Below are 25071 nucleotides of genomic sequence, written 5' to 3' on the forward strand. Positions count from 1 at the left end.
CACACCTACGGGCGGGCGCCGGTGATCAGTGGGCGGCTTCGCCCTGGGCGACTTCCACGTCGTGGTGGAAGGCGACGAGGCCCGTCACCGAGGCGCCGGCGGCAGCGGTGGCACACAGGGCGAGGAGTGCGGCGATCCAAGGAGCCGCCCGGTGCGCCCGGGGCGGGGGGCCGGCGAGGAGGGCGGCGACGCGGCGCGGGACGGGGCCGGTCGTGGCCGCCGGGGCGACGACCGGTCGCTCGGGACGGCGGGCGCCGACGGCCAGCGCCGCGCGGGCGATGGCGCGGGCGGCGAGACGGCGGTCACCGACAGCCGCGGCGGCGGCTTCATCCGCCGCCCGCTCAGCAGCGAACCGAATAGATGTGCGAACGGCGCGCAGTGCGGGATGACAGTGCGCGGCCAGCTCGGCCGTGGCGAGGAAGTAGTGGTGGCGGCCGGCGTTGTGGGCGCGTTCGTGGGCGAAGAGGACCTCGCGTTCGGTGGGACCGAGGCTGCGGATCATCGCGGTGGTGACCACGACACGGGCAGGGCGTCCGGGAAGGGCGAAGGCGTCCGGGTACGGGGAGTCGATGACGCACAGGTCACCCGCGACCGGCCGGCGAGCGGCCTCCGCGTGCGCCGCGCGCACCGCCCTGGCCTGCCGGAGGGCGGAACGGGTCAGCGTCCACGCGCCGACGACGAGCAGACCGACGGAGGCAGCGGCCGAAGGCACCGCCACGGCGTCCCACGGCGTGCGCAGGGGGTGGATCAGCTCACCGAAGGCCGCGAGAACGGGCAGCTTGAGCAAGCCCGTGAGAACGAGGGCGCCCAGCGCCGTCAGCGAGCCGCCGGCCAGCGCGACCGCGGCGAGGGTCAGAACCCACAGCGCGGCGGCAGGGGCGAGGCACCGCTCCGCACGCCTCGCCAGCGGCGGCACGACGAAGGGGAGCAGCAGAGGGAACAGCAGCAGGACGGTCATCGCTCCTCTGATTCCAGCAGGCCCCTCAGCAGCCGCTCGTCGTCGGGGCCGAGCCCTTCGACGAACCGGGCGAGAACCGTCTCGCGGTCCGCGTCCTGGTCGAGCTCGCTGTGCATGCGCAGGGCCCTCAGCCCGGGGGCGTCCTGCACGGGGAAGTAGGCGTAGCCACGCCCTTGCCGCCGGCGGTCGACTATGCCCTTCTCGTACAGGCGGGTCAGGGTCGTGGTCACCGTGGTGCGGGCCGGGTCATGGGCGAGGCCCGCTTGCACCTCGGCCGGTGTGAGGGGGCGGTCCGCGGCCCAGAGGGTGGCCAGGACACCGGCCTCCAGCTCGCCCGCCGACCGGCGCTCGTCCTTCGCGTTCGCCATGGGAACGTTCCTCACCCCGTCGTCGTCTACAACACAGTAGACCGTCTATATGCTTGTAGTCAGTCGGGGTGCCGTGCCGGCCGCCCGCTTGTCCATTATGAAAGGGGACCGCGACGATGTCCGGACTCTTGTTCGCGACGGGTTCACCACTCGCCGTCAATGTCCTCGACGCGCAGTCGCTCCTCGCGGCCTTCGGCGTCCTCGGGGTCGGCATCGTCCTGTTCGCGGAGACGGGACTCCTGGTCGGATTCTTCCTGCCCGGCGACTCCCTGCTGTTCACCGCCGGCCTGCTGTGCACAGGTTCCTCGGCCGCGGGTGTGCACCTGTCACTGGCGCCCCTGCTGATCGCGGCCGTCGCGGGCACCTTGGCGGGCTCGCAGTGCGGCTACCTCATCGGCCGGAGGGCCGGCGGCGCCCTGCTCGCCCGCAGCCGCTCGGCACGCCTGCACGAGGGAGCCCAGCGGGCCGAGGTCCTCCTCGAGCGGTACGGCTTCGCGAAGGCGATCGTGCTGGCCCGGTTCGTGCCCGTCGTCCGCACGGTGCTCAACCCCGTGGCCGGAGCCCTGGGCGTGCCCGTGCGCTCCTTCACCCTCTGGCAGGTGTCCGGTGGGCTGCTGTGGACGGTGGGCCTGACCTTGGGCGGCTACGCGCTGGGGTCGTCCGTCCCGAACGTCGACCGCTACCTCCTGCCCATCGTCGCGCTGATCGTCGCCGTCTCGCTGCTTCCGCTCGCGGCCGAGCTCCACCGGTCGCGCCGCGCCGCGGCTGCGCGGAGGAACGGGGCGGGTGGGTGAAGGCACCCGGTCGCGCGGGCCTCGTCAGTCTTACGGCCCTGGTCTGCTTCGCGCTGCTGACCACGGCCGTCGTCCTGCGGGGCGGCACCCCGCTTCCGGCGGACGCCTCCCTGCTCTCGTGGGCCGTCGGGCACCGCCCGGCCACGGCGGTGACCTCGGCACGGGATGTGACCAGCACCGGCACGGATGCGCTCCCGTACCTGCTGGCCGCCCTGGCGGGTGTCGTCGCCGGGCGCACAACACGGCACAGGCTCCTAGCGGCGGCCGCGAGTGTGCTCTGCCTGGGGGCGGGGCAGGCTCTGCGGCAGGCCGTACTGCATCTGATGGCCCGCTCACGCCCGCCGGCACCGGACCGGGTGGCACACGCGTCGGGGTGGTCCTTCCCCTCCGGCCACGCCACCACGGCGGCCCTCACGGCCGCGCTGCTCATCACCGCGGTGATGCTGCGCTCGCCGCGCGGCCGCTGTGTCATCGTCGGCGTGATCGGCTGCTGGGGCGTCGCGGTGGGGCTGACGCGTGTCTACCTCGGAGTTCACTGGTTCAGCGATGTCGTCGGCGGCTGGCTCTTCGCCCTCGCCTGGTTCACGGCGTGCCTCTGGGCGGCTGCCCGGTGGCTTCCCCCGGCTGCTGTTCCCCTGCGTGTGAAGGATCCCGACCGCCGGTGCGAGCGGGTCCGGCCCACCGGCCCATGAGGAGAGAGCGTGCGGCACGTCATCCTGGTCGTCGAAGACGACCACGCCCTGCGGGACGTGCTGCTGCGCGGTCTGCGCGACGAGGGATTCGCGACCGTGCCCGCGCAGAACGGCGCCGACGCCCTGCGCCTGGCCGGTGACTCCATCGACGCGGTGGTCCTGGACGTCGGCCTGCCCGACGCGGACGGACGCGACGTGTGCCAGGCGATGCGGGCCAACGGGTTCCTCTCACCGGTCGTCTTCCTGACCGCTCACCACCGGCTCGCGGACCGTCTCGGCGGATTCGCCGCCGGCGGTGACGACTACCTGCCCAAACCCTTTCATCTCGCGGAGCTCGCGGCCCGGCTGCGGGCAGCGCTCAAGCGCGCGGGCCGGCCGGCGCCGGCCTCCACGGGAGACCTGGTGCTGGACCCGGTGCGGTACGGCTTCACCGTGCGCGGCTGCGAGGTCGCGCTCACGCCGACGGAGTTCCGGCTGCTGGCCGCGTTCATGGCCTCGTGCGGGGACGTCGTGTCCAGACGTGCGCTGGTCCGGGCCGGCTGGCCCGAAGGGGCGCAGGTCAGCGACAACACCTTGGACCAGTACCTGAGCCGGTTGCGGCGCAAACTGCGGGAAGCAGGCAGCGATCTGACGGTCCGTACCACCCGGGGAATCGGGCACCGGTTGTCATGATGACGTTCCTCCGGGCCGCCTGGCCCCGCAGCTTGCGCGGCCGTCTCTCGCTCGTGGCGGTCGCGACGGCGTCCTTGGTGATGGTGGCTCTCATCCTGGCGTTCAACGCCGTCGTCCGGGACCACCTCGCGAGGCAGGCCGACGACGAACTGCGCACCCGTGCCGCCACGGTGGCCACGACCGTGGACACTGGCAGCGGCCCGGTGCGGGTACGGGAAACAGCGGACGACGCGCTGCTCGACACCAACGTATGGATCTATGCCGGAACGCGGCTGCTCGAACACCCTGCCTCTGCCCCGGACGACAGCGGTCTCACCGGAACCGCGGCACGGCTCGCCGTGCACGGGAGCGGGCGGTGCGCCACTTTCGAGGGCGACGGCCCCGTACGCCTGTGCGGTCGGCCCGTCGGAGACGTCCTTCCCGGAGCCGTGCCGCGCGCCGTCGTCGTCACCGCCCTGGACCTGTCCCCCTACCGCGCCTCGGCCGACACCATGCTGATCGCCTCTCTCGCCCTGGGAACGGCCGTCCTCGCCTGCGCCTATGTCCTCACCCGTCTCGCGGTGGGGCATGCCCTGCATCCGGTGTACGTCATGACCGACCAGGCCACCCGGTGGAGTGCCGTCGCTTCCGACGAGCGCTTCGGCGTCGCCGCCCGCCCCCTGGAACTCTCGCGGCTGGGTGCTTCCCTGGACGGGCTGCTGGACCGCATCCGCGCGGTGCTCCGGCATGAACAGCAGCTCACCCAGGAACTGTCCCATGAGCTGCGCACCCCTCTCGCGCGCATCACCGCCGAGCTGGACTGGTGGCAGACCCGCCCCCGTTCGGCGGCCGAAACCCGCGCCACGCACGCCAGGCTCGCGGACGCGGCCCAGTGCATGCGGACGATCTGCGACACCCTCCTCCACGATGCGCGCGACAGCGCCCGGACCGTCCCCGGCACCGCCGGTGTCCTGCCCGTCCTGCGGGGCCTCGTGGACAGGCTCCACCAGGACGGAAGGACCGAGGTGACCGTCGCCTGCCCCGAGGGACTGACGGTGGGAGTGCCCATGGCTCTCCTCGAACGGATCGTCAGTCCCCTGCTCGACAACGCGCTGCGCTACGCGCGCTCCCGCGTCCTCATCAGCGCCGCGCACCACCCCGGCGGCGTACTCGTGGAGGTCGCCGACGACGGCCCGGGCGTTCCGGACTCCTTCGCCGCGCACCTGTTCCAACCGGGCCGGCGCGCGGCTCCCCGCGACGGGCACGGCGGAGCGGGCCTCGGCCTGCCGCTCGCACGGCGCCTGGCCCGCTCCGCCGGAGGTGACGTATGCCATGCGGCCCGGCGCACGCCGGGCGCGGCCTTCGTGGTCAGCCTGCCGACGGCGTGAGGCGGTCCGGCTCGGTCACATCCCGCCGCGTCACCGTCAAGAACACCACCAGCCCTGTGATCACGGCAAGGAACAGCCCACTGGTTCCGACCGTACCCAGCCCCAGTCCTCCGTCGGCGACCGGCTGGGAGAGGTAGTCGCCGACCGAGGCGCCGAGCGGCCGGGTCAGGACGTACACGATCCAGAAGCTCCATACGGCGTCCAGGCCCCGGGTGAGGCGCGCCACCGCGACGGCGGCGATGGCCAGGGCGAACAGGCATGCGGAGAGCCAGTAGCCCAGGGCCATGCGCTCGGCGACCAGATCACCGGCGGCGGTGCCGAGGGCGAAGGTGCACAGGACCGCCAGCCAGTAGAAGGCCTCCCGGCGCACGGAGTCCACGTGATGGATGGACAGGGTCCGCTCGCTGCGGTACCAGACGGCGAACACTCCCACCAGCGCGGTGGCGAACGCCGCGGTACTGACCTGGAGCGGCACGCTCATATTGTCGGTCAGGTTGTCGGTGATCAGCGTGCCGACGACGCTGACGAGGGCAACGACGAGCCAGTACAGAGCGGGCCGGTAGGCCGGGGCACGGACCTGCGCCACGAGCGCGGCCACCAGCAGCGCGCCCATCAGCAGCGACACGCCGGACAGGCCCAGGCCGAGCCTGCCGTTCAGCAGGTCGGCCGCGGTCTCGCCGACCGTCGTGCACAACACCTTGATCGCCCAGAAGTACACGGTGACTTCGGGGACCTTGTTCCATCGGAGGCCGGGTTCGGTGGCCGTAGCGGCGACAACGCGCGTCGCCGGTGCCCCGGCGGTTTCGGAGATCTCACGGGTCATGGGCCCGACCGTGCCACCTCCAACCTGAACGCATCCTGACCACAGCGCGGTTCTGCCCACGCACCGGCCTCGGAGCACAGGGACATGACGGCCATGCGCCATGACGGATCTCCGCCACCATCCCGCATCCGCCCCGCCCCGTCATCGTCCCCCCACCCGGCCTCGGCACCGGTGATCCCCTCCCCCGCACCGACCGGCTCCGCCCACCCGCCGCCGGGCACCGTCCGCTCCGAGGCCACTGCCGCCCACAGTTTCGACGACTTCAAACGCTCCGTCCTGACCGACCTGTTCACCCACTCCCTCATCCTGCTGGCCGCCTTCACCGCCCTGGCCGCCCTGCTCGCCTGGTGGTTCAGCCGCCGCTCCCTGCGCCGCCTCGGCCACGTCGCCGAGGCCACCGCCCGCATCAACAACGGCAACCACCTCGGCGAACGGCTCGCCCTGACCGGCCCCCACGACGAGGTGGGCCGACTCGGCGACACCGTCGACGCCATGCTCGAACGCCTGGAACAGAGCTTCACCGCCCAGCGTCGCTTCACCGCTCAGGCATCCCACGAACTGCGCACCCCCCTCACCATCCAGCGCACCGCCCTGGAGATCCCCCTCTCCCAGGGCCGCGTCCCCGCCGACCTGGAACCCGCCCTGCGCACCGCGCTCGACGCCACCACCCGCAGCGAGAACCTCCTCGCCGCCCTCCTCACCCTGGCCCGCGGCGAAAGCGGCCTGGCCACCGCCCGCCCCACCGACCTCGCCGACACCGCCCGCACGGCCCTCGCCGACCTGCGCACGGAGATCACCGAACGCGACATCCACGTACGCACCCAACTGAACCCGGCGCCCGTCACCGGCGACCCCGCCCTCCTCGCCCAACTCGCCCTCAACCTCCTCGCCAACGCCGTCCGCCACAACCACCCCGGCGGCCACGTCCACCCCAACCCCGAGGGCGGTCTCACTGTCCGCGCCGAACTCGGATCCGGGGGGCCTGTAAAGAGAACGTTTGAACGCAGAAACCCCCGCCGGAGCAAGCCGACAGGGGTTCCTCGCCTCTCACGCGGTATCACAGCCCCTATGAGCGGGGTCCTGGCTGTAGCTGTCTGACCAGGTGGAAGACCTCCCGGGCCGCATAGCGCTTGAGGCAGCGGACGATTTCGCGACGGGTCTTGCCTTCCTTGATCCGGCGCTCGTAGTAGTCCCGGGTGCGCGGGTCGACCCGCAGACGGGTGAACACGATGCGGTGGAGCACGGCATTCGCCTGCCGGTCGCCACCACGGTTGAGGCGACGGAACTGCCGGCGTCCCGAGGAACGCTCGACAGGGCTGACCCCGCACAGCGCGGCGAAGGACGCCTCACTGTCCAGTCGTTCCGGATTGTCCCCCACCGTGATCAGCAAGGCGACGGCCGTGTCCGGACCGATGCCCACCACGTCGAGCAGCTGCGGGGCATGACATTCCACGAGCCGGGTCAGACGAGCGTCCACATTCCGGATCTGCTCGGAGAGCCGGCCGATCCGCTGGGCCAGCAGACCCAGCGTGATCCGAGTCGCCCGCAGCACCGGCTCCTCGCCGCCCTCCTCGTGACCGCTCATATCGGCGAATCGCGCACAGGTACGGAAGAGTTCGGCATTGCCCAGTCCGGCGAGCTCTTCCCGCAAGGCAGGGTCAGCAGTGACGAGGACGGACTTGAGCTGGTTGATAGCCTGGGTGCGGGCTTTGAGGGCCGACGCCTTCGTGAGTTTGTGCATTCTCGCGATCTGCACCGGCCCGTCGCCCGCTTTCGCCCGGGCGCGGACCCGCCCACTCAAGACGGCTCGCGCCGCGTTCGCGCGGGCGAGCGCCAGACGCCCGGGCATCGCGGCCTTCGCCGGGCGCCGGTCGCGGTACGCCCGGTCCCGGCACAGGCACGGCCGCGCGCAGTAGGGGTGCCGTGGGGAGCCCTCACCGAGCGGCTCACCGCACCACAGGCAGCGCGGGCCCGCATCCAGGCCGCTGTCGTCCATAACCGGACGGTACGACCGTCCTCGTACGGCTGCGGCGGACGGAAGGCGAAGGCTTCGGCGACCGGGCGGCGGACGGACTCGCTGCGCGGGGCCTGCCAGGTGCCCTCCCACTCCTGATGGCGGGCCTGCTCCGCGCGGCGTGAGTCCCGGTACGCCTGGACGGCGCGCCCGGCCCTCCGGCGTCGGCCACAGGACCACCGCCCCCTTCAGCCGCCCGGCTACCGACGGCGCTCAAACTGGTGGAGCTCAGGTCGGCCAGGCGAGTGGACGGAGAAGGCCGTGCCGGTTCCGTGAGGAGCCCGGCACGGCCTGCCTTGCTCTGCGTGTGGTCCAGCGTGGTGTCAGGTCATGATCGCGCCCGTGACCGCGACCGCGGCGATGAGCAGGGTCATCGTCCGTACAAACCAAGGCCGGTCGCCGAAGCCCATGTGACATGCGGCGAACGTCACGCATGCCACCGTGAGCGCGGGCCACACCAGCCAGTGGAAGCGGATGGGATGGCTGATGGCGTAGGCGAGGGGGGCGTAGAAGACGACGTAACCGAGGGCGAGCATCGCCGCACCCTGCAAGGGCGGTGTCCGGTCGCTGCGGTGGCCGGAGCCCGGGGTGTTCACAACAGTGTCTCCGCGGTCGGCAGGATGCTTACTTCAGATCGTCGAAGCATGCCTTCTTGACGGACTTGATCCCGAACAGCGTGGTGCCACCGGACCCCAGCGCGGCCAGTGCGCCCTTCACCGAGTCCACTCCGGCGAGTGTGGACACGACCTTTGCGACGCCGCCTGCGTTCTTGATCGCCTTGTAGGCGGCCGATCCGGGAATGGCCGCCGCGCCCAGCGCGCCACCGCACTTCATGGAACTCCAGGTGTCGTTGACGACGCCGCCCGCGATCTCTTTGGTCTTGTCCCACCACTTGGGGTCGGCGACGACAGGGAATGCCGTGGAGTCCGCGGTTCGTACCGATTGGATGAGGGTGCTGCCCTCCAGCCGGTAGTTGGTGGGTACGGGGTTGCCGTGGGCGTCCTTGGCCCAGGGGGTGTCGAAACCGCCGAGGAGCGTGCCGTTCTCGGCGATGGCGGTGACCGCGCCGTTGTCCAGTTTGACCAGGCGGGCGCCGTCGGGCAGGCCGATGGCGTAGCGCTGTTCGCGGGGGGGGCGGTGGCGTCCTTGAGGACGGCAAGGGTGCGGATGCCGCCGTCGGTGGTGGGCTGGACGGCGAGGTCGGTGGCCTTGGCCGCGCCGAGGTAGACGGTGGTGTTCTTGCCGGCCTTGGTGCCGGTGACGTTCTGGGTGCCGGGGAGTGTGATGGATACGGTGTCGCCCATGGCGGTGCCGGCCTGTGCGTTCCCGGTGGAGCGCTGGGGGATCGTGGTGCCCGGGGTGGGGGCGGTGGCGATGTCGGTGGTGCCGGTGGCCTTCTCGATCACGGCCGCGGTCCGCTCGGCTGGGGAGGGGGTGTCGCTGGCGAAGGCGGCGGGGGCGGCCCCGAGGGCGAGTGCGGCCGCGCTGATGGTGGCGACGATGGTGTCGGCTATGCGCTGACGGTGGTTCATGAAGACCCTTCGCAGGTGGCTTGCCAAAGGCCCTGGCGCGGTCAGCAGGGGAGCTTGTGCGCCAGAGTGATCTTGACTGTGACGTATGCGGTCGATCACGCGAAAGGTCGAATAGGTACCTCGAGAATGGGGACTTGTGGCCCCGGGCTTGTGAGCCGGCCGGCCGGGACCGCTACCCCGTGAGGCCCTGGTGAATGTCGTGATAGTCGGGGCCTTGGCCTGCTCGGTGCGGGCGGCGGCCTGCTCGCGCAGCTGCTCCAGCCGCGCCGCCAGCAGGTACTACGCGGTGCGCTCCCTCGCCGTGTCGGCGGCCTTCGTCGCGGCGGCGACGACGTCCGCGCCGTGCGGGTTGTGCTGGAACCAGCGCCGTCCCTGCTCGGTCTTGTACGCCCGGCGAGCCTCCGCTTCGGCTTCCTCGGTCCGGCCCAGCCGGCCCAGCGCGCTGCTGCGGTACTCCGGCAGCGCCGCCTCCACCACTTGGAGCGCGGCGAAAGCGAGCACGGATGCCGCACCGGCCGGTCGCTCCACGTGCGCAGGGAGGGGACGCCGGTGGCCCGCGGGCGCTGTCGCTGCGCTACTTCAACCCCCTCGGGGCGGACCCCCAGCTGCGGACCGGTCTGCAGGTCCTCCAGCCCACGCACGCGGTCGGGCGGATGATCGACGCTCACCACAGCGGCCAGGCGTTCACCATCACCGGCACCGACTGGCCGACCCCCGACGGCACCTGTGTCCGCGACTACGTCCACGTCTGGGACCTCGCCCTCGCCCACGTCCGCGCCCTGCGCCGCTTCGAGACCGTCCTGCCCGCCGACGGCACCGACAATCACCAGGTCATCATCCTGGGCGGTAGGAAGGCGACGGCCGTCCGCGAACTCGTGGACACCTTCTCTGAGGCCACGGGGACGCCCCTGCCGGTCGTGGAGACTCCGCGGCGCCCCGGGGACGCGGTCGGCGCCTACAGCCGCGGCACCCGGGCCAAGAACCTGCTGGGCTGGGAGCCGCAGCTCACCATCGCCGACGGCATCCGCGACTCCCTGCGCTGGTACGAAAAGCGCGACACCATCCTCACCACGGATGAAATCATCGCGAAGCCTCTGGTTAGACCGTGCGGGCGATCCTCACCACTCGTGGTGGTGGCGGTCGCGTGGGCGCCGGGCGGATGCCTAGTAGCTGCCCGGCCCTCGATGCCTCTGTGTAGATCGGCAGCGTCCGGCGTTCTCGCGGCTGCCACCACCTACTGCTCTGCTCGCTCGTTGATCTTCGTGGTGCGAGCCCGCCGTGTGGTGACCTCTTGATTCGCCCGAGCCGCTTCCGAGCTCCCGCTTAGGCCAAGGCCCATGTGGCGCGCTGGTGCCACGAACGGCCGGCGAGGTAGCGGCCCCGACCGGAGAGGTCGGGGCCTGGAATCAGCAGCCGTCGGAGGCATTCAGATCACCATCCGCATCCGCCGCTGAGCATCCGGCCAGGGGCGTCTCAGAGCCTTGCGGCGGACCACGGTCCCGTACGACCGCCGCGAGGCTGCGCACCGTCTGTAGACCGGTAACGGCACCCCTCGGCCCGACCGTCGGCGGGTGGAAGTGTTCAGACTTCAGCCGTTACGAAGCGCCCGGGTCCGCATGTCGCCCTTGTGAGTGATAGACGGCTTCACACTAATACCGTGACTATGAGAGTGATATCCGGGAATCTCGGACAGCCGGGCAACCGAACCTGTGTGCGTGCGAACCTGAGGGGACCTATGTCGCATAAGACGACCACTCTGCGCTTTGCGCTCGCCTGCGCCACGGCCCTGGCGGCCGTCAGCGCCACTCTGACGGGACCTCCGGCGGAGGCCCGCGCTCTGGCGCCGGCGTGCCCGCCACCCGGCGGCGGGACCTGCTCCTTCGACTGGACCGACATCAACGGCGCGCGGAACGTCGAGCTCAACCCCGAGATCGGCCGCTGCTACGACATGTCCCCCGGCGCCGTCGGCGGAACCAACCACACCAACCGCACGGTCAAACTCTGGCCAAACTCCGACTGCTCAGGCACCGCCACGGGGCAGCTTGCCGCAGGAGCCTCCTGGAATGACAGGACCCATCCCTTCGCCTCGTTCAAGCCTTGAACTGCCTGCTCTACCCTTCAGCGGATCCGGCGGGCAGGACGGCCTGGTCGAGGCGTTGGCCGGCGCGGGCGAGCGCCAGACGCTCGGGCATCGCGGCCTTCGCCGGGCGCCGGTCGCGGTACGCCCGGTCCCGGCACAGGCACGGCCGCGCGCAGTACCGTCGCCGTGGGGAGCCCGGCCCGAGCTGGAGCGGTTCTTCTTCCTGGATGATGTCGACCGCGATCTGATCGCGCTGCCCAGTGAACGACGTGTTCGCAGACAAAGATCTCGGGGGCTGTACGACCACCTTGGGCGAGAGTTAGCCTCTGTGCATGTCTGGGAGCCGGCTCGGTCTGTTGAGCCTCCGCGTTGATGCACTCTATTGCCTGCTCGTCGGGCTGCTGATCGCTTCGACTGCGCCCCTGACGGCGACTACGGTCCAGTTGCCGGCACTCGTCGTCGTCAGTATCGGTGGGGCTGTCGTGCTGTGGGCCGGCGTCGTGTGGTGGCTCAGCCTTCGCCCTCTGACAGGGAGTCTGCGCCTCGTACTTGCAGCGAACGCACTCGCGGCATGTGTGCTGGCGGCAGTGTCTGTTGTTGCAGCAAGCGTACTCGTCCTGCTCACCCTTGTGGCGGTCGCGATTGATGTCGCTGCTTTCGCGGGCAGCCAGATCGTTGCGCTCAGACGACTGGCCCGCGAACCGATTTGACGAGTCGACGCGAGCGCAGCGGTGCCGATCGCCCGGAGGCCCCGCCGAGCATTCCCGGCACGATCGTCACGACACCCACCCTTCACCGCCTCTGCGAATAAAGACGCACATCGTGCGAAACGCGGATCTCACACCCGATCAGGCAGCATTGGCGATAGAACATCACAACCGCCCGAACTGTGACGCGCCCGCCGGAAGAACCTGCCGCACCCGGGGCGGGAAGACCGCCGCGAAGTACCACACCCCGCGCTCCGCCCTCGTCCCCGCGCTCCGCGAGGAACTGGAGATTCCCGCCCCCGCCGACAGGCCGGTGAAGGTGATCCATGGCGTGAACGGCAAGCCGGACCGCCTCTTGCCCGCCCTACCTGGCCAAGCACGCCCCCGGTCTGTCCGGTGTCGACTCCCCCGTGTGGGTCGCCTTCCCCGAGCCCCTAGTGGAGCTGCCGGAGGCGTTCACCGAGACGTGGAACCGTATCGACGGCATCACCGTCACCGGCCAGAGGAGACCCTGCGCGAGGAGATCCTTGGGACGGGCGCCAGGTAGTCCGAGGGCATTCAATGGTCATGGGCAGGCCGAAGGGCGACAGTGAAACACCTAAGCGGAACGTCCGCGTCAAGGACATGCACGCCATCCGCGAGCACCGGCGCCGCCAGAAGACGCTTCCGCCTACCTGTGCCATGTGGTACCGAGCATGGGGCCAACGACCAGGACAGGTACGTTCCCGAGGTCACCGGTCCGATACTGGAGCGGCTGCGGCTACGGGTTCTGCTTCTTGCCCACGCACACCACGCGGTGACGGCCGCCCATACGGCCCGTGCCCAAGTCCCAGACGACCTCGTAGACCTCGTTCTCGCCGATGGCGACCTCGCCCTCCTTCAGCACGGAGGTCCTGGTGCCGACGCCGAAGAGCCGCTCGTCGAGCTTGTCGCGCCTGATCGTGAACTGCAGGAAGAGCGACCTCGCCTCCCACACGTTCGTCGTGCGACGACCTCCAAACGCAACCGTGGCGAGCGATCACCAGACTCGTGCAGCAGCCCGATCCGCACCCGAATGCCGGAGTTCAACGCTCCGTAGTCAGCACCAAGTCAGCACGGGAGGGGTGACCAGGGGTGCTGACGTGGGATTTTAGTCAGCACCGGAGTCAGCACCCGAGCGCCAGATCACCTCAATCGCGACATTACTCCGAACCGAATTCCAAAATCGAGTTGAGCGATCCGCAGGACCCGCAGCACCCCCTCATGGGCACTTCCCTCACACCCCGCCCCCGAAGTGTGGTTCCTCACCACATAGGCCCCCGACCTGCGCCTTCCTACGGTGTGGCGACGCAATGACGCGCCCCTCGCCCACCCGGAAGTGACGACATGACCACCCCCTCCCCACACACTCCAACTCCCAACTCCCTCCCCAGAATCGTCGTCGCGAGCCTCATCGGCACCACCATCGAGTGGTACGACTTCTTCCTCTACGGCTCCGCCGCCGCCCTCGTCTTCAACAAGCTCTTCTTTCCCGGCTCCGATCCGCTCGTCGGCACCTTGCTGTCGTTCCTGACCTATGCCGTCGGTTTTGTCGCGCGGCCCGTCGGGGCGTTGGTGTTCGGGCACTTCGGGGACCGGCTCGGGCGGAAGAAGCTGCTGGTGGTGAGCCTGCTGATGATGGGAGGTGCCACGTGTGGCATCGGGATGTTGCCCACCCACGCCACCGTGGGGATGTGGGCGCCCGTGCTGCTGACCGCGCTCCGGCTCGTGCAGGGGTTCGCGCTCGGGGGTGAGTGGGGCGGGGCCGTGTTGCTGGTGGCCGAGCACGGGGACGCGCGGCGGCGGGGGTTCTGGGCCGCATGGCCGCAGACCGGGGCGCCCGCCGGGCAGTTGCTCGCCACCGGGGTGCTGTCCGTGCTGACGGGGACGCTGCCGGACGGGGCCTTCGAGGCGTGGGGGTGGCGGGTGCCGTTCCTGTTGTCCGGGGTGCTGGTGATGGTGGGGCTGTGGATACGGATGTCCGTGGACGAGTCACCCGTGTTCAAGGCCGCGCTCGCCCGGGCCGAGGCGCGCGAGGAAGAGGAGGGCGTCGCCGAGCGGCCACCGCTCGTCGCCGTGCTGCGTGACCACTGGCGCGACGTGCTCGTCGCCATGGGCGCCCGGATGGCCGAGAACATCAGCTACTACGTGATCACCGCCTTCATCCTCGTCTACGCGACCGAACGGACGCACCTCCCCAAGCAGACCGCGCTCAACGCCGTGCTGATCGGCTCCGCCGTGCACTTCGCCGTCATCCCGGCGTGGGGCGCGCTGTCGGACCGGGTCGGCCGCCGCCCCGTCTATCTGCTGGGCGCCGCCGGGGTCGGGATCTGGGCGTTCCCGTTCTTCGCGCTCGTGGACACCGGGAGCTTCCGGGCGCTGGTCGTGGCGGTGACGGTCGGTCTGGTCTGCCATGGGGCCATGTACGCACCACAGGCCGCGTTCTTCTCCGAGATGTTCGCCACCCGGATGCGTTACTCGGGGGCTTCGATCGGGGCGCAGTTCGCGTCCGTGGCCGCCGGCGCCCCGGCCCCGCTGATCGCCACGGCGCTGCTGGCCGAGTACGGCAGCGGCACACCGGTCGCCCTGTACGTCATGGCCGCCGTGGTGCTGACGCTGGTCGCCGTGGCCTGTGCCCGGGAGACGCGGCACCGGGACCTCGGCGAGCCGGCCGACGGCGCCGCCGACCGGGCGGCCGCGCGTACCGGCGGCGGGCCGTCAGTCACCGAGCGCCGCTGACAGGCCGTGCAGCCGTAGCGCCAGCTGGATCTCCAGGGCCCGGGCGGGCGTCTGCCAGTCCGGGCCCAGCAGGCGGCCCACCCGGTCCAGCCGCTGCGCGACCGTGTTGACGTGCACGTGCAGGGCGTCCTTGGTGCGCGCGGGGCTCATCCCGCCGGCGAAGTAGGCGTCGAGGGTACGGACGAGCGCGGTGCCGCGCCGGGTGTCGTAGGCGACGACCGGGCCTATCGTCCGGTTGATGAACTCCCCCACGCGCGCGCCGTCGTGACCGTGCGCGCCGCCGGTGAGGAGCAGCCCCAGGAAGCCGAAGTCGTCGGCTGCCGCGCCGTCGCCGCCGCGCCCGAGGAGGTGCAGGGCGTCGAGGCAGCGGCGGGCCTCGGCGTAGGCGGCGGCGACGGCTCCGGGGTGGCTGTCGGGCGCGGGTACGGGCCCGGCGGCGCCGACCGTGACGGGGGCGTGGACGGCCGCGCCGAGGCGCTGCGCGAGGTGGCGTGCCGTGCGGGTCGCGTCGTCGTACGGGCCGTGGGGCAGCAGCAGTACGGTGCCGCCGTCGCGCGCCGCGGCCAGGCCGTGCCGGGTGGCGGCCAGGTGGGAGGCGGCGGACCACAGGCGCCGGCGGCCGGCCGGGGCGCCGGCGTGCTCGTCCGCGGTGCGGGCGGCGAGGACGAGGTGCGGGGTGTCGAGCGCGGCGCGCAGGCGGGCGGCGCGTTGCCGCAGGAGGCGGGGGTCGCGGTCGGGGGAGTCGATCAGGTCGTCCAGGAGTTCGCCGCGGACGCGCTGCTCGGCCTCGTCCGCCGAGCGGAAGGCGAGCCGCAGCAGCGAGGTGACCATGGCGGCCCGTTCGAGGGTGCGCCGGTCCACCGGGTCGAGTCCGGGCTGGCCGTGCAGCCGGAGGGCTCCGAGGAGTTCGTCGCCCGCGGACACGGCGGCGATCCAGCCGTCGCCGTGGCGGACGGCGCGGCCGTCCGCGCGGGAGCGTTCCACGGCCGGGGCCGGGCAGTCCTCGGTCTCCAGGAACTCGACGTGCCCGGCGAGGACCTCGGTGACCGCCCGGGCCACGTCGTGGACGCCCCCGCCCCGCAGGACGAGTTCGGTGAGCCTGTCGTGGATGCCGGCGGCGCGTTCGATCGTGGCGCTGCGGTCGCGGACGGTCGCGTTGGCCGTCTCCAGCTCGGCGAGGGCGGAGCGCGTCTCGGCGAGGAGGTTGGCCGTGTCGAGGGCGACGGCGGCGTGAGCCGCGAAGGAGGCGAGCAGGGCGATCTGCTGCCGGTCGAACACCCTGGCCCGCCGGTCGGCGGCGAACAGGACCCCGATGACGCCGCTGCCGAGCTCCAGCGGGACGCCGAGGATCGCGACGAGCCCCTCGTCCCGCACTCCGGAGTCGATGGTCCCGGTGTGCTGGAAGCGGAGGTCGTCGAGGTAGCTCTCGGTGACGTACGGGCGGGCCGTCTGGGCCACGAGCCCGCCCAGCCCCTCCCCCATGCCGAGCCGCAGCTGCTGGAAACGGGCGGAGACCGAGCCGTCGGTGACGCGCATGTAGGTGTCGCCCGCGACCGGGTCGTTGAGGGTGAGGTACGCGGCGTCGGCGCCCAGCAGCGAGCGGGCGCGCCGCACGATGGCGAGGAGGACCGCGTCCAGGTCACGCAGCCCCGCGAGGTCGTGCGCGGTGGCGAAGAGGGCGGACAGCTCCGCCTCGCGCCGTCTGCGGTCCTCCAGTTCGGCCCGGACGCGCAGGGCGAGGAGCTTGGCGTGCTCCACCTCGGCGAGGCGGTCCGGCGAGGCGCCCTCGGCGCGGGCGCGCAGCACGGGACGCTCGTACGCCTCGGCGGGCGCGCCGTGCGCGAGGAGCGCGAGGTAGGCGGCGGAGGGGCCGCCGTCGGGGTGGCCGCCGGGGGCGGGCGGAGGTGTGGGCATGGGCACAGGATCCAGGTCACCGGGTGCTGGTTCCACATACTTTCCCGGGAGTTCGTGGGGTCTCGCGGGGAGGGGACGGCTCAGTGCGCGGTCCAGCCGCCGTCGATGACGAGGCTGGTGCCGGTGATGAAGGAGGCGTGCGGTCCGCAGAGGTAGGCGACGGCCTCCGCGACCTCTTCCGGTTCGATGAGGCGCTTCTGCGCCGAGTCGGCCAGCAGGACCTCGGTCAGCACGCGTTCCACGGGCAGCGAGTGGGCGGCCGCCTGCTCCGCGAGCTGCCGCTCGACCAGGGGCGTACGTACGTACCCCGGGCTCACGCAGTTGGAGGTGACCCCGTGGGTGGCGCCTTCGAGGGCGGCGGTCTTGGACAGCCCTTCGAGGCCGTGCTTCGCCGCGACGTAGGCGGACTTGTAGGGCGAGGCGCGCAGCCCGTGCACGGAGGAGATGTTGACGACGCGACCCCAGCCCCGCTCGTACATGTGCGGCAGAGCGCCCCTGAGCAGGCGGAAGGGCGCCTCCAGCATGAGGGTGAGGACGGTGTGGAAGACGTCGGGCGGGAAGTCCTCGATGGGGCGTACGCACTGGATGCCGGCGTTGTTGACGAGGATGTCGGTGCCGGTCGCGGCCCGTTCGGTCGCGTCGAGGTCGGTGAGGTCGAGGACGACGGGTTCGACGGTGCCGGCCAGGCGTTCCGCCCGCGCCACGACTTCCGTGAGTCCGGGGGCGTCGCGGTCCAGGGCCCGGACGCGGGCTCCGGCGGCGGCGAGCCGGAGGGCGCAGGCCGCGCCGATGCCGCCGGCGGCGCCGGTGACGAGGGCGGTACGGCCCTGGAGGCCCGGGGAGGGGCAGGCGGGCGTGGGGGTGAGCGGTGGCGGGGTGGTCATGCCCGCACCCTAGGCGCGCGGACCGCGGCGGGCCGATGGGTCCTCGCCCCATAGGACGGGCCGGACGCATGGGGGATACGGACATGTGTCGCCCGGTACGGTCCGAGCGGCTCTCCCTGCGGCGGGGAGACCGGGAAGGGCCGCGGGAAGAGCCGAGGTGTGCCGGCCGCCGCGGTCAGCGGTCAGCGGTCAGCGGTCAGCGGTCAGCGGTCAGCGGTCAGCGGTCAGCGGTCAGCGGTCAGCCGAGGATGTGGACCTCGGTGCTGTTGGTGCCGGTCCAGCTCTTCTTCACCGCCACGAGGTCCTGGCCCAGTCGGCGGTGGTGGTGGTGGCGAAGGTGTCGTCGGTCTCGTGGAGCGCCGTACCGGTTTGCAGGATGAAGTTGCCGAACGCCGCCGCGCCGGCCCGGGACGCGGCTTGGTCCGTTGAGTGGTCCCGGCCGGCGGCGAGGACGCCGCCGGGAACGGCGAGGATCGCGCCCAGGACGACCGGGGCGAGTGCGGCGATTGCCTTCATGGTGCGCACAGGAATGCCTCCCTGACACATGCTCCCGAGAAGTTCCCGGGAGGTCCGACCGATGGCTAGGGGCCCTTCCGCACCCCGGAGCCCATGCGCCTCAGTGACGGCCGGAATCCACGGGTGAAGGACCGATTCCCACTTGATGTTTACAATTCATCCCGTTGACTTTCCTTCAAATGCAAGGCGATGACAGCCGGTGTTGGTGCGTGCGTCAACGCCCGCCGGGGCTCGGGAACCGGCGCGAGCCGGACGCGTCCCGCGGCCGCCCTGGTGGTCCGAGGGACGCCGCGAGCAGACTTGGCGCCATGGAACTCATGGTGGCGGTCAAGGGCGGCGAGGTATGGGCGGACGACTCCGGAGGGGACGGTCCGCCACTGGTCCTGCTCCATCCCGGAATCGGTGACTCCACCGCCTGGGACCCGGTCGTGCCGCGCCTCGCACGGCGGCACCGCGTGATCCGCTACGACGTCCGGGGCTACGGGCGGTCCCCGGCGGCCACGGCCCCGTACTCCCTGGTCGAGGACCTGATCGCGGTCCTCGACCACTTCGGGGTGCGCCGGGCGGCCCTGGTCGGCTCCAGCATGGGCGGCGTCGCCGCGGTGAGCCTCGCGCTCGGCCGGCCCGAGCGGGTCGCCGCCCTCGCGCTGCTGTGTCCCGGCGTCACCGGCTATCCGGGGCTCACCTCGCCCGAGCTCATGACCGAGATCGAGAAGCTGGCCGAGGCGGGGGACGTGGACGGCCTGGTGACCCTGACGCTGCGCACCTGGGCCGCGGCGGGCACGGGCGACGACCCCGAAGCCGCCGCGCAGGTGCGGGCGGCCGTCCCCGCGTGGTTCTCCAACTACCCCCACCAGGTGCCCGACCCGCCGTCCTTCGACCGGCTCGGCGAGCTCGACACGCCCTGCCTCCTGGTGCTCGGGGAGCTGGACCAGCCCGAGGTCGTCCGCTGCAACGAGGAGATGGCCGCCCGCATCCCGGACTGCCGGCTGGTCCGGCTGCCCGGCTGCGACCATCTGCCGATGCTGCGCGCCCCGGAGACGGTCGCCGAGCTGGTACTGGAGGTGTGCGACGGGGTGCGGTGAAGCGACGGGCGCGAGGGATCCGGCGAGCGGGGGCGTACGAGGCGGGCCCGCGCCTCCCGTGGCCCGGGTCCGCCCCTTGTCCGTGGCACTCCCACCCCATGTCCGGATGTGACAGGAAACCGTCATTGCGGCCGTGACCGTCCTCCCCGACGATGGACGCATGCCCACTACGCACCGTGTCGTCATCGCGGTCTTCCCCGAGGTCGACCTCCTCGACGTCACCGGCCCGGCCGAGGTGTTCGCCCTCGCCGACCGGGAGACCGGGGGCCGCGCCCGCTACGACGTCCGGCTCGCCGCGCCGACGGCCGGCGAGGTCCGGACCTCGGCCGGGGTGCGGCTGTGCGCCGACCTGTCGTTCGCGGAGGTCGGCGCGCGGGTGGACACCCTCCTGGTGCCGGGCGCGGTCGACCGGGGCGACTTCGGCCCGGTGGCCCGCGTCGACCCGGAGGTCGTGGAGTGGGTACGGGCCACCGCGCAGCACGCCCGCCGGGTCGCCTCGGTGTGCGTGGGCGCCCATGTGCTGGCGGCGGCCGGCCTGCTGGACGGGAGGACGGCGACCACGCACTGGTCGACCGCCGCCCAGCTCGCCGCCGACCATCCGGCCGTCACGGTCGACCCCGATCCCATCTTCGTCCGCGCGGACCGGGGCAGGCTCTGGACCGGCGCCGGGATCAGCGCCTGCCTGGACCTCTCCCTGGCCCTGGTGGCCGAGGACCACGGTGAGGGGGTGGCGCTCGCGGTCGCCCGGCAGCTGGTGATGTACCTCAAGCGGCAGGGCGGGCAGAGCCAGTTCTCCGTACCGCTGGCCGGCCCGGCCACCTCCCGGCGGGACATCGACGAGCTGCGCCTGTGGATCGCCGACCACCTCCGCGAGGACCTCTCGGCCGGGGCGCTGGCCGGCCGGATGTGCCTGAGCGAACGGCACTTCGCGCGGATCTTCGCCCAGGAGACCGGGACCAGCCCGGCCGCCTATGTCGAAGCCGCCCGGGTCGAGGCGGCGCGCCGTCTGCTGGAGGGCACCGACCAGCCGCTCGACCAGGTCGCCGCGGGCGCCGGGCTCGGCTCGGTCGAGACCCTGCACCGGGCGTTCCGGCGGCAGCTCGCGACCACGCCCGCCGCCTACCGCCGGCGCTTCCGGACGACGCCCGCCTGACCCGGCCGGTCCGATCGGTTCGCGGACGTCCCCCGGTCACCCGCCGCGGCGGACGCGGCACCCGTACGGGCAACGGTCGGCGGGGCGGCTTCGCCGTGCCCGGCTTCCCGGTCGCCGGCACCGGCCGGGCCGTCGGCCCTTCCCTTCACCACCCCTTATCTGCACTTATGATCCGAAAGGAACCTCTCATGACCACCACCTCCACGCCCTCCACCACCCTCCGCGACGTCTCCGGCCTCGACAGCCGCCCGGCCCGGCTGAGCGAGTCGACGCTGATCATGATCGACTTCCAGAACACCTACCGCTCCGGCGTGATGGCCCTCGACGGCGCCGAGGCCGCGCTGGCCGCCGGCGCCCGGTTGCTGGCGCGGGCCCGGGCCGCGGGGACGCCGGTCGTCCACATCCTCCACGACGGCGGCGAGGGCTCGCCGTACGACATCCGGGCCGAGATCGGCCGCATCTGCGACGAGGTCGCGCCGGTGGCGGGCGAGGCCGTCGTCGTGAAGCGCTTCCCCAACTCCTTCCACGACACCGACCTGGTCAAGACGCTGACGGAGCTCGGCGTCGGCGCGGGCGACGACCTCGTCCTGGCCGGCTTCATGACCCATATGTGCGTCACGTTCACCGCTGAGGGCGCCTTCAACCTCGGCTACCGGCCCACGGTCGTCGCCGAGGCCACGGCCACCCGCTCCCTCGCCGCCCCGGACGGCACCGTCGTCTCCTCCGCCGCCCTCAAGGCCGGCGCGCTGACGACGATCACCGATCTCTTCGGCACGGTCGCGCCCGCGGTCGACGCCCTTCCGGCCTGAGCCCGGCCGGGCGGCGGGGTCACCGGTCTCCCCCGAAGGCCCCGCCGCCCGGAGCGCCACCGGCCTCAGCCCGCCGGGGTGGTGACCTTCCCGCCCCGGTCGTCGACGGCGAACCAGAGGCCCTGCTTGCCCTGGCCCTGTACGTCTCCGGGCTTCTTGTCACCGGTGAACCAGTAGACCGGCCAGCAGTCGATCGCCAGTTGCTTCGTACCGTCCGGGCGCGTCACGGTGGTGATCAGCTTCTCCGGTACGCCGCGCACCGCGCTCTTCTCCACCGGCTTCGCGGGCTTCCAGGTGTCCAGGCAGGCGCCGGTGCAGGCGAACTTCATGGGCCAGGCGCTGTCCTTGTCGAAGCGGTAGAGCGTACGTCCCTTCCCGTCGACGAGGATCTTGCCGAGGGTCCGGTCGTCGTTGACGGAGACGCCCTCGGCGGCCGGCTTCGTCTCGTCGGCGGGTGCCGGGGAGCCGGCGGGATACGAGGCGCCGCCGGGTTCCGGGGTGTCCTGTCCGCCCGCCGGCTTCCCGCCCGCCTTCTTGCCGTCGGGGGCGAACGCGTTCCACGTCCCGCCGACCCCCTGGCCCTTGGTGTCTCCGGCGGAGGTGTCCTTGGCGTAGCGGTAGACGGGCCAGCCCGCGAGGGTCAACTGCTTGGTGCCGTCGGTGCGTTCGACCTCTCCGAGCGCGGCGCCGATGCCGGAGGCGACGCTCGCGTCGTCGGCGGGGACGGGCGGCCACGCCTTCGCGCAGTCGCCGTCGCAGCGGGAGGCCGACGGACCGGCCGTGTCCTTGTCGAAGCGGTAGAGGGTCCGGCCCTTGGCGTCCGCGACGACGGCGCCGATGCCGGGGGCGTCGCGCACGGCGAGCCGCCCGGCCTTGGCGCTCCCCGCCCCCTCGGAGGCGGGTGCGGAGGGGCCGGACGCCGAGGACCCGCCCGAACCGTACCCGTCGTCGATCTTCGAGCTGCTCCCGGCGGGTGCCTTGCCGTAGTCGTCCGTCGCGGACGAGCCGCCCCCGCCCTCGCAGGCCGCCGTCAGCAGCATGACCGCGATCGCCGCCGAGGCGAGGGAGACGTGACGCTTGTTCATGGACTGTCCTTTGCTCGTGGCCCGGCGGTGGTCCGCCGTTGCCGTGGGATTACGGGACGGGTCCGTCACACGCTCAACGGACCCGGGAATTTGTCACCGGATGACAGAAACCGAAGGGGCGGGCGGGGGCCGCTGCGGGACGTGCGGCGGGGAACCCGGGGCGGGAGCGGCCCCGCCGCCGCTCAGCCGCCGGCCTCGACGCGCAGGGCCAGGGCCGGGCAGCGCCGTACCGCCCGCAGGGCCCGCTGGCGCATCCGCGCGGGTACGGGCATGACGGCCCGCTCCGGGTAGCCGTCCGCGCCCAGTCTCAGCAGGCCGGGCAGGAGGTCCGCGCACAGCCCGTGCCCCCTGCACAGGGTCCAGTCGACGAGCAGTCGTTCCGCCGGGGCCCGCGCGGCGCCGACGCCGCGCACGGGAGCGGGCCGGGCGCCGGCCGCCCTTCGCCCGCGGGCAGCGGCAGCGTGCCGAGGGTCCGGCGTCCGCAGCCGTGACCCAGGGCATGGGCGGCGAACTCCTCGCCGAAGACCTCGAGGGCCGAGGAGACGAACCGGGTGCTGCCGTCGGGGTGTCCGCACGCCCCGCGCCGCTCCACGGCGGACATCCGGGCGCGCGCGGCGTCCAGGGCGGCCTGTCCGCCGCCCGCCGCGGCGTCGGCGAGCGCGTCGGCGAGCGCCGGCAGGCCGAGGGCGCAGGGGCCGCACTGGCCCGCCGACTGGCCGGCCAGCCAGCGGGTCACCCGGACGGTCTCGCCGACCGGGCAGGTGGTCTCCGGCAGCGGCAGCACGGCGCCGGCGCCGAGGACGCCGCCGGCCGCCGCGAGCGAGTCGCGGGAGACGGTGGCGGCCCGTACCGCCTCGGGCGGCAGCCAGCCGCCGTGGTAGCCGCCGATCAGCACGCCCTGCCCCGGCGCGGTGCCGCAGAGCTCCAGGACGTACGGCAGCGGGACCCCGGTCGGCGTCTCCACGGCGTGGGTGCCCGCGACGGTCAGCATCACGGTGCCGGGCTCGGTGGGCAGCCCGGACGCGCCGTAGCCCGCCGCTCCGAGCCGTGCGGCGAGGGCGAGCTGGGCGAAGGTCTCGGTGTTGGACAGCAGTGTGGGCAGACCGCCCAGACCGCTTTCGCTGGTGCGGACGCGGCGGCCGGACGGCAGCGCGGGGCCGCCGTCGATGCCGCGTACGAGCGCGCTGCTCTCGCCGGTGACGAAGCGTTCGGGCAGCAGGGTGACGCCGACGGCCGGGCCGGCGGTTCCAGCCGGGCCGCGTTCGGCGATCGCCCGGGCCACGGACCGTTCGACGTCCGGCCGGGTGACGCCCACGGCCACCCGGTGCGCGCCGAGGGCCCTGGCCGCGAGCTCGGCGCCGTCGAGGACCAGGTGCGGCGCGTAGAGCAGCAGCGCGGTGTCCTTGAGACAGCCCGGCTCGCCCTCGCTGCCGTTGACGACGACGGCCGCGCCGGGGCTCCGGTGGCGCTGGGCGTCGGCGACCGCCCGCAGTTTGCGGGCGAAGAGGAAGCCCGCGCCGCCCCGGCCGCGCAGGCCGATGTCCTCGGCGAGCCCGGCGAGTTCGTGCGGGCCCAGGTCCGGGGCGGGCCCGTGCACGGCCAGGTGCGCCCCGAGGTCCATCCACGCCGTCTCGTCGAGCCCGGCCAGCAGCCGGGGCGGTCCTACGGTGGCGAGGGTGGGGACGGCCCGGTTCACCGCCGTGCTCCGCGCGCCTCGCGCAGCCGGGACCGCCATCGCAGGGTCAGGGCGGCGCCGACTCCGCTCACGCACAGCGCGTACCCCGCCGTCGCCCAGCCGGCGGCGGGCCGGCCCGTGTGGAGTCCGTGCACCAGGGCGGCGCCCCAGGCCGGATAGGCCGCCATGTGCAGGGCCCGCCACCGGCCGGAGCGCCCGAGGCCGGAGAAGGCGCTGCGCACGGCGCCGGTGACCGCGACGGCGACGAACAGGTAACCGGCGAGCGTACCGAGTCCGATGAGCAAGGGGTGGCCGGAGTCGGCGAAAGGGACGGCGGCGGCCGTCGCACTGGTACGGTCCTCGGCAATCTTCACCCACACGTGCAGGGCGAGAAATCCGAGCCCGGCCACGGCCAGTCCGCGGTGCACGCCCTGGGCGAGGAGCCGGTGGGCCGAGCCCAGCAGCCGTCGGTCGGTCGCGGCCAGCCCCCACAGCACGGTGGAGGTGAGCGAGACGAGCGCGAGTACGCCCGCGCCGAAGTCGAGGAATTCCCGGGCCCGTTCGGCCACGCCGGAACGGGCGGCGACGGCGAGGAACAGCAGGATCGCCGCCGGGAGGGCGGGACGCGCGGAGGGCCGCGCCTGCGGCCGGGCCCTCGGCCGGGGCGAGGGCCCGGCCGGCCTCCTGGACGACGCCTTGCGCCATGTGCCGGGCCACTCCTCGAAAGATGCCAGGAGAGACGCCCGGAAGGACGGTCGGAAGGACGGCGGGAACGGCGCTCGGGACGGCGGCCGGGACGCGGGGCCGGGCGCAGACCGGGGTGACGGGCCGGTCGACGGACCGGTCGACGGGTCGGCCGACAGACCGGTCGACGGCCGCGGCCCCACGGCCCGGCGACGGATTCCGGTACGCATCCGGTGGCCGGTTCGCGGGCGGGAGAGAAGTGTTTGCGTTCGCGACTTATACATCTGGGTCTCCGACGGGCGGCCGGCCGGGGTTCCGGCGACCGTCCGTGTTCCTGAGAAATCCGGAAATCCCTCGCATCGGCGTTTCCCGACGGCAGGGCGATCATCGAATTCACTCGATGTGACCGGCCGGACACCCATGGCCCGGCGGCTGAATGTGCAGAAGCATCGCCCAACTTCACCGGAACTCCATAAGGTTTATCGCGCTGTGACAAATTCAC

The 25071-nt window shown here is 72.6% G+C and carries 30 protein-coding genes; 14 read left to right on the forward strand and 16 right to left on the reverse strand.

Features of this window, described 5'->3' with window-relative positions:
• Positions 1-25: 25 nt before the first annotated feature.
• Both AF335_RS21405 and AF335_RS21410 read right to left on the reverse strand, forming a co-directional pair.
• Complete coding sequence (locus AF335_RS21405) at positions 26-958, reverse strand: M48 family metalloprotease (protein WP_102920035.1); 933 nt, start codon at positions 956-958, stop codon at positions 26-28.
• The gene (locus AF335_RS21410; RefSeq protein ID WP_102920036.1) at positions 955-1326 is read right to left on the reverse strand and encodes a BlaI/MecI/CopY family transcriptional regulator; all 372 of its coding nucleotides are present in this window, start codon (positions 1324-1326) and stop codon (positions 955-957) included. Before AF335_RS21410 ends, AF335_RS21405 begins: the two co-directional genes overlap by 4 nt.
• A gap of 116 nt (positions 1327-1442) precedes the next feature.
• Here AF335_RS21410 and AF335_RS21415 point away from each other — a divergent pair, with 116 nt between their 5' ends.
• From AF335_RS21415 to AF335_RS21430, 4 genes are read left to right on the forward strand one after another with little or no spacing between them, the layout of a single operon-like run.
• Entirely contained in the window at positions 1443-2120 is a 678-nt protein-coding gene (locus tag AF335_RS21415) for a DedA family protein (protein ID WP_102920037.1), read from the forward strand.
• Positions 2117-2812, forward strand: coding sequence for a phosphatase PAP2 family protein (locus AF335_RS21420; RefSeq protein ID WP_102920038.1), 696 nt, complete (start codon positions 2117-2119; stop codon positions 2810-2812). Before AF335_RS21415 ends, AF335_RS21420 begins: the two co-directional genes overlap by 4 nt.
• 9 nt (positions 2813-2821) lie before the next feature.
• A complete protein-coding gene (locus AF335_RS21425) occupies positions 2822-3484 on the forward strand; it encodes a response regulator transcription factor (protein WP_102920039.1) in 663 nt (220 codons plus the stop codon).
• Complete coding sequence (locus tag AF335_RS21430; RefSeq protein WP_102920040.1) at positions 3481-4851, forward strand: sensor histidine kinase; 1371 nt, start codon at positions 3481-3483, stop codon at positions 4849-4851. The genes AF335_RS21425 and AF335_RS21430 overlap by 4 nt, the downstream gene beginning before the upstream one ends.
• On the opposite strand, the gene AF335_RS21435 is transcribed toward AF335_RS21430, so the two are convergent.
• Positions 4832-5674, reverse strand: a complete 843-nt coding sequence (locus AF335_RS21435) for a COG4705 family protein (RefSeq protein WP_102920041.1) — start codon at positions 5672-5674, stop codon at positions 4832-4834. The genes AF335_RS21430 and AF335_RS21435 overlap by 20 nt on opposite strands.
• Positions 5675-5845: 171 nt before the next feature.
• On the opposite strand from AF335_RS21435, the gene AF335_RS21440 reads away from it, so the two are divergent.
• Positions 5846-6772 carry a sensor histidine kinase gene (locus tag AF335_RS21440; RefSeq protein WP_170127771.1) on the forward strand — a complete coding sequence of 309 codons (927 nt, stop codon included), beginning with the start codon at positions 5846-5848 and terminating at the stop codon, positions 6770-6772.
• Here the strand turns inward: AF335_RS21440 and AF335_RS21445 are convergent.
• The 3 genes from AF335_RS21445 to AF335_RS21460 form a co-directional block, all read right to left on the reverse strand.
• On the reverse strand, positions 6741-7670 hold the full coding sequence (locus AF335_RS21445; protein WP_228773173.1) for a transposase: 930 nt from the start codon (positions 7668-7670) through the stop codon (positions 6741-6743). The genes AF335_RS21440 and AF335_RS21445 overlap by 32 nt on opposite strands.
• 341 nt (positions 7671-8011) lie before the next feature.
• Positions 8012-8284 (reverse strand): hypothetical protein, encoded by a 273-nt coding sequence (locus AF335_RS21455; protein WP_102920043.1) that lies wholly within the window; start codon positions 8282-8284, stop codon positions 8012-8014.
• A 28-nt stretch (positions 8285-8312) separates the two neighbouring features.
• Positions 8313-8522, reverse strand: a complete 210-nt coding sequence (locus AF335_RS21460) for a hypothetical protein (RefSeq protein ID WP_102920044.1) — start codon at positions 8520-8522, stop codon at positions 8313-8315.
• A gap of 468 nt (positions 8523-8990) precedes the next feature.
• Between AF335_RS21460 and AF335_RS34770 the strand changes: the two genes are divergently transcribed.
• On the forward strand, positions 8991-9209 hold the full coding sequence (locus AF335_RS34770; RefSeq protein ID WP_170127751.1) for a hypothetical protein: 219 nt from the start codon (positions 8991-8993) through the stop codon (positions 9207-9209).
• A gap of 290 nt (positions 9210-9499) precedes the next feature.
• Here the strand turns inward: AF335_RS34770 and AF335_RS21470 are convergent, their stop codons facing one another.
• The gene (locus AF335_RS21470) at positions 9500-9721 is read right to left on the reverse strand and encodes a hypothetical protein (RefSeq protein WP_228773174.1); all 222 of its coding nucleotides are present in this window, start codon (positions 9719-9721) and stop codon (positions 9500-9502) included.
• Positions 9722-9723: 2 nt separating this feature from the next.
• On the opposite strand from AF335_RS21470, the gene AF335_RS21475 reads away from it, so the two are divergent.
• Positions 9724-10515 (forward strand): NAD-dependent epimerase/dehydratase family protein, encoded by a 792-nt coding sequence (locus AF335_RS21475; protein ID WP_102920045.1) that lies wholly within the window; start codon positions 9724-9726, stop codon positions 10513-10515.
• A 440-nt stretch (positions 10516-10955) separates the two neighbouring features.
• Entirely contained in the window at positions 10956-11321 is a 366-nt protein-coding gene (locus tag AF335_RS21480) for a hypothetical protein (protein ID WP_102920046.1), read from the forward strand.
• 10 nt (positions 11322-11331) lie between these two features.
• Here AF335_RS21480 and AF335_RS21485 read toward each other — a convergent pair whose 3' ends face one another.
• Positions 11332-11583: a hypothetical protein gene (locus tag AF335_RS21485; protein WP_102920047.1), complete on the reverse strand. Its 252-nt coding sequence runs from the start codon at positions 11581-11583 to the stop codon at positions 11332-11334.
• 49 nt (positions 11584-11632) lie between these two features.
• On the opposite strand from AF335_RS21485, the gene AF335_RS34170 reads away from it, so the two are divergent.
• A complete protein-coding gene (locus AF335_RS34170) occupies positions 11633-12010 on the forward strand; it encodes a hypothetical protein (RefSeq protein WP_146045596.1) in 378 nt (125 codons plus the stop codon).
• A complete protein-coding gene (locus AF335_RS36690; RefSeq protein WP_425329125.1) occupies positions 11946-12554 on the forward strand; it encodes a zinc finger domain-containing protein in 609 nt (202 codons plus the stop codon). Before AF335_RS34170 ends, AF335_RS36690 begins: the two co-directional genes overlap by 65 nt.
• A gap of 213 nt (positions 12555-12767) precedes the next feature.
• Here the strand turns inward: AF335_RS36690 and AF335_RS21490 are convergent, their stop codons facing one another.
• Positions 12768-12983 carry a hypothetical protein gene (locus AF335_RS21490; RefSeq protein WP_102920048.1) on the reverse strand — a complete coding sequence of 72 codons (216 nt, stop codon included), beginning with the start codon at positions 12981-12983 and terminating at the stop codon, positions 12768-12770.
• A 389-nt stretch (positions 12984-13372) separates the two neighbouring features.
• On the opposite strand from AF335_RS21490, the gene AF335_RS21495 reads away from it, so the two are divergent.
• A complete protein-coding gene (locus tag AF335_RS21495) occupies positions 13373-14764 on the forward strand; it encodes an MFS transporter (protein WP_102920049.1) in 1392 nt (463 codons plus the stop codon).
• Here AF335_RS21495 and AF335_RS21500 read toward each other — a convergent pair.
• The 3 genes from AF335_RS21500 to AF335_RS34775 form a co-directional block, all read right to left on the reverse strand.
• On the reverse strand, positions 14744-16678 hold the full coding sequence (locus AF335_RS21500) for a helix-turn-helix domain-containing protein (RefSeq protein ID WP_102920050.1): 1935 nt from the start codon (positions 16676-16678) through the stop codon (positions 14744-14746). The two genes, AF335_RS21495 and AF335_RS21500, sit on opposite strands and share 21 nt — an antisense overlap.
• Before the next feature lie 80 nt (positions 16679-16758).
• The gene (locus AF335_RS21505; protein WP_102920051.1) at positions 16759-17562 is read right to left on the reverse strand and encodes a 3-hydroxybutyrate dehydrogenase; all 804 of its coding nucleotides are present in this window, start codon (positions 17560-17562) and stop codon (positions 16759-16761) included.
• 288 nt (positions 17563-17850) lie between these two features.
• Positions 17851-18087 (reverse strand): hypothetical protein, encoded by a 237-nt coding sequence (locus AF335_RS34775; RefSeq protein WP_170127772.1) that lies wholly within the window; start codon positions 18085-18087, stop codon positions 17851-17853.
• A 299-nt stretch (positions 18088-18386) separates the two neighbouring features.
• On the opposite strand from AF335_RS34775, the gene AF335_RS21515 reads away from it, so the two are divergent.
• The 3 genes from AF335_RS21515 to AF335_RS21525 all read left to right on the forward strand — a co-directional run bounded on the left by AF335_RS21515 (position 18387) and on the right by AF335_RS21525 (position 21125).
• Positions 18387-19163, forward strand: coding sequence for an alpha/beta fold hydrolase (locus tag AF335_RS21515; protein ID WP_102920053.1), 777 nt, complete (start codon positions 18387-18389; stop codon positions 19161-19163).
• Positions 19164-19323: 160 nt separating this feature from the next.
• Positions 19324-20316, forward strand: coding sequence for a GlxA family transcriptional regulator (locus AF335_RS21520; RefSeq protein ID WP_102920129.1), 993 nt, complete (start codon positions 19324-19326; stop codon positions 20314-20316).
• A gap of 188 nt (positions 20317-20504) precedes the next feature.
• Entirely contained in the window at positions 20505-21125 is a 621-nt protein-coding gene (locus tag AF335_RS21525) for an isochorismatase family protein (protein ID WP_102920054.1), read from the forward strand.
• A 65-nt stretch (positions 21126-21190) separates the two neighbouring features.
• Here AF335_RS21525 and AF335_RS21530 read toward each other — a convergent pair whose 3' ends face one another.
• From AF335_RS21530 to AF335_RS21540, 4 genes are all read right to left on the reverse strand, one after another.
• Positions 21191-22210, reverse strand: coding sequence for an SCO0930 family lipoprotein (locus tag AF335_RS21530; protein WP_102920055.1), 1020 nt, complete (start codon positions 22208-22210; stop codon positions 21191-21193).
• A gap of 182 nt (positions 22211-22392) precedes the next feature.
• A complete protein-coding gene (locus AF335_RS36445) occupies positions 22393-22623 on the reverse strand; it encodes a ferredoxin (protein ID WP_342353971.1) in 231 nt (76 codons plus the stop codon).
• Complete coding sequence (locus AF335_RS21535; RefSeq protein WP_342353972.1) at positions 22518-23906, reverse strand: NADH-ubiquinone oxidoreductase-F iron-sulfur binding region domain-containing protein; 1389 nt, start codon at positions 23904-23906, stop codon at positions 22518-22520. Before AF335_RS21535 ends, AF335_RS36445 begins: the two co-directional genes overlap by 106 nt.
• Entirely contained in the window at positions 23903-24454 is a 552-nt protein-coding gene (locus tag AF335_RS21540) for a hypothetical protein (protein ID WP_184743336.1), read from the reverse strand. The genes AF335_RS21535 and AF335_RS21540 overlap by 4 nt, the downstream gene beginning before the upstream one ends.
• Positions 24455-25071 lie beyond the last annotated feature (617 nt).

Source organism: Streptomyces eurocidicus (assembly GCF_002891295.1).
In the GTDB taxonomy this organism is placed as follows: domain Bacteria; phylum Actinomycetota; class Actinomycetes; order Streptomycetales; family Streptomycetaceae; genus Streptomyces; species Streptomyces eurocidicus.

Bases quoted from the DNA above. Each gene is read 5' to 3' on its own strand.
- AF335_RS21405 (WP_102920035.1), bottom strand. From the start codon at position 958: ATGACCGTCCTGCTGCTGTTCCCTCTGCTGCTCCCCTTCGTCGTGCCG.
- AF335_RS21410 (WP_102920036.1), bottom strand. From the start codon at position 1,326: ATGGCGAACGCGAAGGACGAGCGCCGGTCGGCGGGCGAGCTGGAGGCC.
- AF335_RS21415 (WP_102920037.1), top strand. From the start codon at position 1,443: ATGTCCGGACTCTTGTTCGCGACGGGTTCACCACTCGCCGTCAATGTC.
- AF335_RS21430 (WP_102920040.1), top strand. From the start codon at position 3,481: ATGATGACGTTCCTCCGGGCCGCCTGGCCCCGCAGCTTGCGCGGCCGT.
- AF335_RS21435 (WP_102920041.1), bottom strand. From the start codon at position 5,674: ATGACCCGTGAGATCTCCGAAACCGCCGGGGCACCGGCGACGCGCGTT.
- AF335_RS21445 (WP_228773173.1), bottom strand. From the start codon at position 7,670: ATGGACGACAGCGGCCTGGATGCGGGCCCGCGCTGCCTGTGGTGCGGT.
- AF335_RS21460 (WP_102920044.1), bottom strand. From the start codon at position 8,522: ATGAAGTGCGGTGGCGCGCTGGGCGCGGCGGCCATTCCCGGATCGGCC.
- AF335_RS34770 (WP_170127751.1), top strand. From the start codon at position 8,991: ATGGCGGTGCCGGCCTGTGCGTTCCCGGTGGAGCGCTGGGGGATCGTG.
- AF335_RS21475 (WP_102920045.1), top strand. From the start codon at position 9,724: ATGCCGCACCGGCCGGTCGCTCCACGTGCGCAGGGAGGGGACGCCGGT.
- AF335_RS21480 (WP_102920046.1), top strand. From the start codon at position 10,956: ATGTCGCATAAGACGACCACTCTGCGCTTTGCGCTCGCCTGCGCCACG.
- AF335_RS34170 (WP_146045596.1), top strand. From the start codon at position 11,633: ATGTCTGGGAGCCGGCTCGGTCTGTTGAGCCTCCGCGTTGATGCACTC.
- AF335_RS36690 (WP_425329125.1), top strand. From the start codon at position 11,946: ATGTCGCTGCTTTCGCGGGCAGCCAGATCGTTGCGCTCAGACGACTGG.
- AF335_RS21495 (WP_102920049.1), top strand. From the start codon at position 13,373: ATGACCACCCCCTCCCCACACACTCCAACTCCCAACTCCCTCCCCAGA.
- AF335_RS21500 (WP_102920050.1), bottom strand. From the start codon at position 16,678: ATGCCCACACCTCCGCCCGCCCCCGGCGGCCACCCCGACGGCGGCCCC.
- AF335_RS21505 (WP_102920051.1), bottom strand. From the start codon at position 17,562: ATGACCACCCCGCCACCGCTCACCCCCACGCCCGCCTGCCCCTCCCCG.
- AF335_RS21515 (WP_102920053.1), top strand. From the start codon at position 18,387: ATGGAACTCATGGTGGCGGTCAAGGGCGGCGAGGTATGGGCGGACGAC.
- AF335_RS21520 (WP_102920129.1), top strand. From the start codon at position 19,324: ATGCCCACTACGCACCGTGTCGTCATCGCGGTCTTCCCCGAGGTCGAC.
- AF335_RS21525 (WP_102920054.1), top strand. From the start codon at position 20,505: ATGACCACCACCTCCACGCCCTCCACCACCCTCCGCGACGTCTCCGGC.
- AF335_RS21530 (WP_102920055.1), bottom strand. From the start codon at position 22,210: ATGAACAAGCGTCACGTCTCCCTCGCCTCGGCGGCGATCGCGGTCATG.